General features: G+C 58.4%; 1 protein-coding gene and 2 pseudogenes. 2 read left to right on the top strand and 1 reads right to left on the bottom strand.

Annotated features, from left to right (window positions below):
* Together ASD02_RS39445 and ASD02_RS40145 are read left to right on the top strand one after the other, a co-directional pair.
* Positions 1-242 (top strand): annotated as a pseudogene (locus tag ASD02_RS39445) (hypothetical protein); the annotation flags it as partial.
* Positions 243-564: 322 nt separating this feature from the next.
* Positions 565-817: pseudogene (locus ASD02_RS40145) on the top strand (hypothetical protein); the annotation flags it as partial.
* 14 nt (positions 818-831) lie between these two features.
* On the opposite strand, the gene ASD02_RS31905 reads toward ASD02_RS40145, so the two are convergent.
* A complete protein-coding gene (locus ASD02_RS31905; protein ID WP_057205573.1) occupies positions 832-1,140 on the bottom strand; it encodes a type II toxin-antitoxin system RelB/DinJ family antitoxin in 309 nt (102 codons plus the stop codon).
* Positions 1,141-2,113: the final 973 nt, after the last annotated feature.

The raw sequence follows: 2,113 nt of genomic DNA, 5'->3' as shown, positions 1-2,113 counted from the left end.
GCGACACTGTTGACGGTTTGCAGCTCGATCTTGGCGAGCGGACACGAAGAGCAGTGGACGCCGGCCTCGTTCTGCGCAGGCGCACGGCGGAGCACCTGGCCAGTCTCTCCTCAAACAGAGAGTATCTCGTCATCCGGTACCGTCCAGACCTGACGGCCTCGATCTCACAGATGAGCCGGCTTATGGCGACCCTTGATGAACTCTCGCGCAAGGTCAGAAAGATGTTACGGGCTTCGTCGTGAGGGTGCAGTCGCAAGCCTGGCTGAGGTCATGCGGTGCCTTGGCCACATCCAGAACGCCTTTCTGGCTGGGCCACTTGGGTCCCTTCGTAGAACCGGTGCGGTAGAAGGCTTCGAGCTAAAGGAGCAACAGCAAAGTGACGGCTCACCGCCTCTTCATCGGGCTTTTGAAGTTTTCCGCAGCCGCGGCTGCGGTTCGGTCGGCATAACTCGTTTGGGGAATGGCGCGCGCAGCGATGGAAGTTTAAAGACTGGCGCACGGTGGCAGCCGTTGGGATATTCGATGCGTCGGCACGAGGCGACGCTCGAATATCCCTCGCCCATCATTCCGGCTCACGCGCCACCGCGGTCGTCAAGCCAAGAGCGCAGCCGCGCACCCTTTGCGGTGTCACGGCGACGTCGCCCACACCATTTTGTCGAACGCAAGGTGCCGATCAATGAAATAGCGCGCCCACTCGGTCGGCATCGATTGACGATCGATTGCGAGATCAGCGCAATACACTCCTCGATCGCGAGCTGCCGGGATATAGCGGTTACTTCTCGACGGTTGCCGACGACATCAGCAAGAGCGTCGGCGGTGCCCAGACAAGCCTCATCGATCGCCAGCCCCTGCCTTGTGCAGAGCTGTCGCCCGGCGCTCGCGGAAGCGAGCCTCAACATCAGCATCCTCGACATCGGGTCGCGTGTCCTCGAGAGCCTGCAACACCTTGGCGCGGAACCAGGCATCGTGGGCGTCACTGCTACCAACCATTTCCAGCGGTAGTGAGCCTTCGTTCGCCGTCCGAGTTAGAAGGATTCCAACAGCATCCGAGACGGTCAACCCCATGTTCTGTAGGACGGCCGTGGCGCGGTCCTTAATATCAGCATCAATCCGCGTCTGGACGAGTGCATTTGCAGCCATCACATATCTCCTTCCCAAAGCATCAATGTAGTGCAACTGCATGACATATCCGGTAGCGTCGCGAAGAGTGAAACGCGCGGCCTCGGCGATCTCGTCAACGAAGCACGAACCGAGAACATTCGATCTTTACTATTTGGCGAGAATGCGCGTGTGCTCGCAGCAGTGGTGGATGATGTGGGACAATAGCCCGCAAATTCCCGTCCGAGGTAGGTCGACGCTTCTCTGCAGGCAGAGCCTGTATTTCTCCTAATGCTGCCAAGATTCGATGATGAAGAGGTCGGCGAGACTGTTCAAACAACCGATCTCGTGGTGCGCTCGATGAGACTTCGTCCCGGTGACGATGTCCGGTGCCAGGCTCAGGGTTACCTCCGCGCTCTCGCGGGCGGCGTCTGTCGGAGACCAAGAAGCGGATCTGGTTGTACAGGGCGCGAGCTGCCTTGCGGCGCGCAAACTACGCGAGAAACTACCTGCGCTTCTGGTCGAGATCGTCGGACCCGGGAAAAACGCTTTGGTCTTTGATCCCGGAGAAGCTGTGCCCGCGTTGAAGGGCCATTTAACCGACGAAATCATAGAGAACCTCGGAACGTGCACCGCGCTTCATGGGGCCTTGCTCGCAAACCGCAGTGGTGCGGTTCTTCTCTGTGGGTCGCCGGGCTCTGGCAAAACGACCTTGGCATTCGCGATGCAACGGGGATTTCAAAGTCATGCGGACGGAGCGATAACGGGTGAAAAGCGTAGCAGCGTACGCGGTAGAGCCCTGCGCGAAAGGCACTTCTTTTCAGCATCTATATCGTCTGATATATTGTGAGAAAGAAACAAACGCATTACTTTCTCAACCATGTTTATCTTCGATTTTTGTAAAGCCCGGCCCGGTCTAGGGTCCGGACTCACAACCACCAGATGACGGCGGCTGCGAGTGCGATTGCCCCCATGAAGTTTTTGATGTTGCGGTCGAAGCGGGTCGCGAGGCGAC

The organism is Ensifer sp. Root1252, assembly GCF_001425885.1.
In the GTDB taxonomy this organism is placed as follows: Bacteria; Pseudomonadota; Alphaproteobacteria; order Rhizobiales; family Rhizobiaceae; genus Ensifer; species Ensifer canadensis.
Note: the sequence above shows the minus strand (reverse complement) of the source record. Positions and strands in the feature narration are given on the sequence as shown.